General features: G+C 32.2%; 5 protein-coding genes. 1 reads left to right on the plus strand and 4 read right to left on the minus strand.

Translation table 11 applies throughout. From position 1 onward, the window contains the following. Positions 1 to 5 precede the first annotated feature (5 nt). Positions 6 to 1469, plus strand: a complete 1464-nt coding sequence (gene guaB, locus HMPREF1871_RS03975; protein ID WP_066130311.1) for an IMP dehydrogenase — start codon at positions 6 to 8, stop codon at positions 1467 to 1469. A 324-nt stretch (positions 1470 to 1793) separates the two neighbouring features. On the opposite strand, the gene lpdA is transcribed toward guaB, so the two are convergent. From lpdA to HMPREF1871_RS03995, 4 genes are read right to left on the minus strand one after another with little or no spacing between them, the layout of a single operon-like run. Further along, on the minus strand, positions 1794 to 3539 hold the full coding sequence (gene lpdA, locus HMPREF1871_RS03980; protein WP_066130313.1) for a dihydrolipoyl dehydrogenase: 1746 nt from the start codon (positions 3537 to 3539) through the stop codon (positions 1794 to 1796). A 31-nt stretch (positions 3540 to 3570) separates the two neighbouring features. Next, the gene (locus HMPREF1871_RS03985; RefSeq protein WP_066130315.1) at positions 3571 to 4953 is read right to left on the minus strand and encodes a dihydrolipoamide acetyltransferase; all 1383 of its coding nucleotides are present in this window, start codon (positions 4951 to 4953) and stop codon (positions 3571 to 3573) included. A 29-nt stretch (positions 4954 to 4982) separates the two neighbouring features. After that, positions 4983 to 5969, minus strand: coding sequence for an alpha-ketoacid dehydrogenase subunit beta (locus HMPREF1871_RS03990; RefSeq protein WP_066130317.1), 987 nt, complete (start codon positions 5967 to 5969; stop codon positions 4983 to 4985). A gap of 40 nt (positions 5970 to 6009) precedes the next feature. Next, on the minus strand, positions 6010 to 6945 hold the full coding sequence (locus HMPREF1871_RS03995; protein WP_066130319.1) for a thiamine pyrophosphate-dependent dehydrogenase E1 component subunit alpha: 936 nt from the start codon (positions 6943 to 6945) through the stop codon (positions 6010 to 6012). Positions 6946 to 7351 lie beyond the last annotated feature (406 nt).

The following is a 7351-nucleotide window of genomic DNA, read 5'->3' on the forward strand; positions in this document are numbered from 1 at the left end:
AAATTATGTGGAAAAATAAATTTCAAAAAGAAGGCCTTACCTTCGATGATGTATTATTAGTTCCTAATTATAGCGAGGTGCTACCAAAAAAAGTAGATTTAAAAGTCAATTTAACAAGAAATTTAAAATTATCTATACCTATTATGTCTGCTGCCATGGATACTGTTACTGAACATAAAATGGCAATAGCAATAGCTAGAGAAGGCGGTTTAGGTGTTATTCACAAAAACATGAGTATTGAAGCTCAAGCAGAAGAAGTACTAAAAGTTAAACGTTCTGAAAATGGAGTTATAACAAATCCTTTCTTCCTTACTCCAACCCACTTAGTAGAAGATGCAGAAGAATTAATGCAACGTTATAGAATTTCAGGAGTTCCTATAGTAGATAATGAAGAAAATAAAAAATTAGTAGGTATATTAACAAATAGAGATTTGCGATTTTTAACTGATTTTGAAACTCCAATATACAAAGTAATGACAAAAGATAATTTGATAACTGCACCTTCTAATACAAAACTTGAAGAAGCTAGTGACATTTTAAGAAGTCACAAAATTGAAAAATTACCTTTAATTGATGACAATGGAAAACTTTCTGGATTGATAACAATTAAAGATATAGAAAAATTAGCAAAATATCCTCACTCTGCAAAAGACAAATTTGGACGTCTTTTAGTTGCTGCCTCTGTAGGAGTAACAGAAGATACTTTTGAAAGAGTAGACGCTCTAGTAGAAGCCGGAGTTGATGCAATCGTAGTAGATACAGCTCATGGTCACTCTAAAAATGTTTTAGACCTTGTAAAAACTTTAAGTTCTAATTACTCTAACATAGACATAATAGCTGGTAATGTAGCGACTAGCGAGGCTTGTGAGGACTTGTTTAAAGCTGGTGCTGACGTTGTTAAAGTAGGTATTGGTCCAGGTTCTATTTGTACTACCAGGGTAGTTGCAGGAGTAGGAGTTCCTCAAATCACAGCAATCTATGACTGTGCAACTGTAGCAAGAAAATATGACAAAACAATAATTGCAGATGGTGGTATCAAATATTCTGGGGATATTGTAAAAGCTCTTGCAGCAGGAGGAAATGTTGTTATGCTTGGATCTATGTTAGCAGGATGTGATGAATCCCCTAGTGATTTAGAAATATTTGGGGGTAGAAGATTTAAAACTTATAGAGGAATGGGTTCTTTATCAGCCATGGAACAAGGTTCAAAAGATAGATATTTTCAAGAAGATGCTAAAAAACTTGTTCCTGAAGGTATAGAGGGACGTACTCCATATAAAGGGGCACTTAGCGAGACTATATTCCAACTTATAGGAGGGCTAAAATCAGGTATGGGTTATACTGGATGTAAAAATCTCAAAGAACTTAGAGAAAATTCTTCATTTGTCCGTATGACTGGAGCTGGTCTTGTTGAATCTCATCCACATGATATTCAAATAACCAAAGAATCTCCTAACTATTCAAAATAATTCTATTAAATTGGTAATCTCTAAAGATTTTTTCGGAAATTTTTAGAGATTTTTTTAATAATAATTTGAAAAAATTTGATTTATATTAAATATTTTTCTTGTCTTTACAGATTTAGCATTGATTTTTTCCTTTTTAAAAAATATAAAGGAGTTAAAAAGGAATTGGTGGAGAAGAGTTAGAAACTCAAGAATTTAAAATAAATTAATATAAAAAAAGCTTTAAAAAATTTTTTTAGAAATTTTATAAAGCTTTTTTTAATGAAATCTTTTGTCAATATATTTAACCAAAAAACAAATTGAAATTTTAAGGTATTAATATTTTATCTATTTTTTATTTTTTTTCTTAGGTGCATGTATACACATATCTATACAATCTGCCATAGCTTCGTATAATGCTTCTGAATATGTTGGGTGTCCGTGAATTACATCCATTACATCATCTATTGTCATTTCAGTTTGAATTAATGTTGAGCCTTCATTTATTAATTCTGCTGCTACAGGTCCTGCTATATGTATACCTAATATTTCTCTATATTTAGTATCCATTATAACTTTTACAAAACCTTCACCTTGATTTGATGCAAGTGATCTTCCGTTGGCCGCAAAGTTGAAACGTCCTACTTTTATATCATATTTTTCTCTAGCTTGTTCTTCAGTAAGTCCAACCATCGCTATTTCAGGGTGTGTATAAATTGCGGCTGGTGTTGCTTTAAGATCTACTTTTTTAACATGTCCCATAGCATTTTCAGCTGCTACTTCTCCCATTTTGAATGCAGAATGTGCTAACATTTTTCTTCCATTTATGTCACCTGGTGCATATATTCCTTCTATGTTAGTTTCCATATAGTCGTTAACTTTTACTCTGCCTCTTTCCATTTCGAATTTATCTTTTAATTCTCCAAGACAAGTATTATCTGGAACACGTCCTATTGAAAGTAATACTCGATCTGCAATTATATCTTTTTTACCTTCTATTTTTACTGTTAAATCTTTTCCATTATCTTTTATTTCAAGAAGTTTAGAACTTGTTAAAATTTCTACTCCTTGTTTTTTAAGTTGTTTTTCTAATACTGCTGACGCATCTTTATCCATATTAGCAATTATTCTATCAGCCATTTCTACTATGGTTACTTTTGATCCGAATGTTTGGAAAGTTTGTCCTAATTCTGATCCTATAACTCCACCACCTATTACAACTAATCTTGATGGAACTTCTTCAATATCTAGAATTTCATCACTTGTAAGTACTTTTTCATTTTCCATTCCTGGAATATTTATTCTACTTACTTTTGATCCTCCTGCTAAAATTACTTTATCAGCGTCTATAGTTTCAGTGTCATTTACAAGAACTTTTTTATCAACTGTTAGTTTTCCTATTCCTTTATATACTTTAACACCATATGATTTTAATAATCCTGCTACTCCACCTGATAGTGTTTTAGCTACTTTGTTTTTAACTTCAACAGTTTTTTTCATATCAACAGAGAAGGCGTCATTTACTAATTTTATTCCTCTTTCTCTTGCTGATTTTATGTGATTTATTATTTCTGCATTATGCAAAAATGTTTTTGTTGGAATACATCCTCTGTTAAGACAAGTTCCACCTAATTGTAGATTTTCTACTAAAGCGACTTTTCCTCCTAATTGTGATGCTTTTATTGCTGCGACATATCCTGCAGGTCCTCCACCTATTACACAAACGTCAAATTCACCTTTTCTTTGTCTTTTTTGTGGTGCTGGTGTTTCTGTTTTTTCTGGTGCAGGTATATCTTTAACAACTTCTTTTGCTACTTCACTTGATGATGTGCTTTCTCCTCCTGGTATTTCTTCTCCAGGTTTTCCTATCCATGCTATAGTTTCTACTACAGGTACTGTTTCCCCTGCTTTGTGAAGAATTTTTAATAGTGTACCACTTGCTTCTGCTTCTATTTCCATGTTTACTTTATCTGTTACGATTTCTAGTAGTACATCTCCTTCTTTTACTTCGTCTCCTTCTTTTTTAAACCATTGTACGATTTCGCCTTCTTCCATTTCGCTTCCGGCTTTTGGCATAATTACTTCTACTGCCATATTTGTCACTTCCTTTGTCTATTTTTTCAGTTTAAATTAATAATGATATTGGGTTTTCAATTGCTGCTTTAAGTGTTTTCATGAATTTAGCTCCTTCTAATCCATCTACTACTCGGTGATCTGCTGTTAGAGTTAACATCATGATTGGTCTTATTTTTATTTCTCCATCTACAACAACTGGTTTTTGAACTGTCGCTGAAACACCTAGTATGGCTGTATTTGGTTGATTTATAATTGGTACAAAACTTTGCACTCCATACATTCCAAGGTTTGATATAGTGAATGTTGAGTCTGCCATTTCATTAGGTTTTAATTTTCCTTCAAGTGCTTTTGTTGTTATTTCTTTTGAAGCTACCACTAATTCTTTAAAACTCATTTTGTCTGCACCTTTTATTACTGGTACAACTAATCCACTGTCCATTCCTACTGCTATAGAAAGATTTACATAGTGATGTAAGTACATTTCTTTTTCATCTTTTGATAATGATGCATTTACATATGGATGTTTCATTAGTGATTTAATTACTGCTAATGATACAAAGTCAGTTACTGTGGCTTTTTTACCTGTTTCTGCAATGATTGTATCTTGTACTTTTTTACGAAGGGCTAATAGTTCTGTCATATCTACTTCTACATTTACTACAAATGTTGGTGCAGAGAAATATGATTCACTCATACGTTTAGATATTACTTTACGCATTGGTGTCATAGGTACTGTTTCTACTACTCCCCATTCGTTTTCATTTGGTGCTTTTTCTTCTTTTTTAGCTTTTTCTTCTACTTTTGGTTGAGGTTTTTTAGTTTCTACTTTTTCACCATTTATAAGTGCAAGGACATCTTTTTTCATTATTTTTCCATTTGGTCCTGTTCCTTTAAGTGATTTTATATTGATACCTTCAACTTCTGCGATTTTTTGAGCTAATGGTGAAATTTTGATTTTTTCATTTATTTTGTAGTTTACTACATCGTCTTTATGAATTCTTCCCTTTGCTCCTGTCCCAACAACTTTGGATAAATCTATATTTTTTTCTCTCGCATATGCTCTTGCTGCTGGCGTTGCTCTAAGTCCAGAATAATCTATTTTTTCTATTTCTTTCACTGGTGTATAGTCTACTTTTTTTTCAATAATTGTTTCAGTTTCTTTTTTATCTGAAGATGACAATGGTATTTTTTCTCCAGGTTTTCCTATCCATCCAATAGTCTGTACTACTGGTACAACATCCCCTGCTTTTGCTAATATTTTTAATAAAGTTCCGCTTGTTTCAGCTTCTACTTCCATATTAACTTTATCTGTTACAATCTCAAGTAGCACTTCTCCTTCCTTGACTTCGTCTCCCTCTTTTTTAAACCATTGTACGATTTCGCCTTCTTCCATTTCGCTTCCGGCTTTTGGCATAATTACTTCTACTGCCATATTTTTTCACTTCCTTTGGTTAGAGATTTTTACTGTTTATTTACTGCTTTTTTTATTTGTTCTTTTATGTCTTTTACATCTGGAGTTACTAATTTTTCCAATTCTTTTGATGATGGAATATGAGTGTCTGCTCCTGCTACTCTGTAAATTGGACTATCTAAAAAGTCAAAAGCATCACTTTCTGCTATTCTTGCAGCTATCTCTCCTCCAAAACCTCCTGTTTTGAATGAGTCATGACATATTACCAATTTACCTGTTTTCTTAACTGATTTTACAATTATTTCTGTATCTAGTGGTACTAATGTTATTGGGTCTACTACTTCTACTTCTATTCCTTCTTCTTTAAGTTCTTTTGCTGCTTGTAGTGATTTTTCTAACATACGTCCCCATGAAACTAAAGTAATATGTTTTCCTTCTTGTTTTACTTCACCTTTTCCGATTTCGTAAACTTTTTCTGTGTCAACTTCACCTTTGTGTCCATATTGTGATTTTGCTTCAATATATATTACTGGATTATTATCTCTTACTGATGCACGTAAAACAGAATATATGTCTTGTGGAGTTCCTGGTGCTACTACTTTTAATCCTGGAATGTGGCAAAACCATGATTCTAAAGCTTTACAGTGTTGTGCTGCTGCTCCTGTACCTGCTCCTGAGGCACAACGAAATACTACAGGCACTTTTACTTCTCCACCTAACATATATCTCATTGGTGCCGCCTGATTAACAATTGCATCCATAGCTATTGTTATAAAATCCATAAATGTTATGTCAACTATTGGTCTCATTCCTGTAGATGCTGACCCTGCTGCTGCTCCTGCAATTGCCGCTTCTGATATAGGTGTGTCTATTATTCTTTCTTCTCCAAATTCTTGAAGCATACCTACAGTTGTTCCAAAGTCTCCTCCGAAAATACCGACATCTTCTCCCATTAAATATACATTTTCATCTTCTCGCATTTCAGCTGTCATTGCTTCTTTGATAGCCTCACGCATTGTCATTGTTTTTTTTGTCATTTTTTTCTCTCCTAAAATTATTTTTTATTCTAATAATTTTTTAGTCTGCATAGTTATCTTGGAAAGCTACTGCTCCATCTGCTACTTTAGACTCTTTTGCAAATTTAACTGCTCCGTCAATAACTTCTTTTGCGTGTTCTTCTATTTTATTAAGTTCTTCTTCTGTTGCAATATTATTTTTTAATAAATATTTTTTATATTTAAGATTTGGATCTTTTGCTTTCCATTCTGCTACTTCTTCTCTGCTACGATATTTTCCTGCATCACTTGCTGAATGACCAAACCATCTATATGTTACTGCTTCTATCAATACTGGCCCTTTTCCGCTTCTTGCGTGTTCTATCGCTTCTTGCATTGCATCATATACTTGAAGAACATCATTACCATCTTCAACATGAATTGCTTTTATTCTATATGATGCTGCACGTTCAGTGATTTTTTTAACTCTCATACATCTTTCTTGTGCCATAGAAATACCATATTTATTGTTTATTACATAAAATATTAAAGGTAAATCCCAGTTAGAAGCCATGTTTAAACATTCATGGAAACTTCCTTCATTTGTTGCTCCATCACCCATACAACAAACAACTACATTTCCTGTTTTTTTCATTTTTTGAGTTAGAGCTGCTCCTGTACTTAATCCGTGTCCTCCACCAACTATACCATTACATCCCATATTACCATGTTCAAGATCATAGACGTGCATACTTCCACCACGGCCTTTACATTGGCCTGTTTCTTTTCCTAAAATTTCTGCCATCATTCTATCTATGTCTATTCCTTTAGTTATAGTTTGTCCGTGTCCTCTGTGATTTGAATACATTAAGTCTTCTTTTTTAAATGGATAAATACCACCCACATTAGCTGCTTCTTCCCCTACAGAATAGTGAGTCATACCATGTACTAATCCACGTGAGAAAAGTTTGCTTAATGCCATATCAAAATCTCTTATTAAATGCATTAGTCGGTACATATCTAAATGCTGTTCTTTTGTTAAATCTTTTGATGATTTCACTCTTTTTCCCTCCAAAATCTATTATCAATTGTTTTATACAAATAAAATATACAATTTATATTGAGCTATGTCAAAAGAAATGCTCATGAAAAATAAAAAAATTTTTTTGTTTTATATTTTTTCCCCTTTTAAAAATAAATAAAAAATAATTTTAGGTTTTTTTATTTTTTCTTTTTTAAAAGTTTTTTAAATATAAAAATATAAGTAAAAATAATATTTATTTTCTCATCTATATAAATAAAAAAGAGCTGATTTATAATATAAAAATCAGTTCTTTTTTATTTATTGTATTTACAACATTGCTCCGCTACTGTCTACCATGTAGCCGTCTGGTGTTGTGTCTGCTAACATATAGCCATTTTCG

The sequence above is a fragment of the Gemelliphila asaccharolytica genome, from assembly GCF_001553005.1.
Classification (GTDB): Bacteria; Bacillota; Bacilli; order Staphylococcales; family Gemellaceae; genus Gemelliphila; species Gemelliphila asaccharolytica.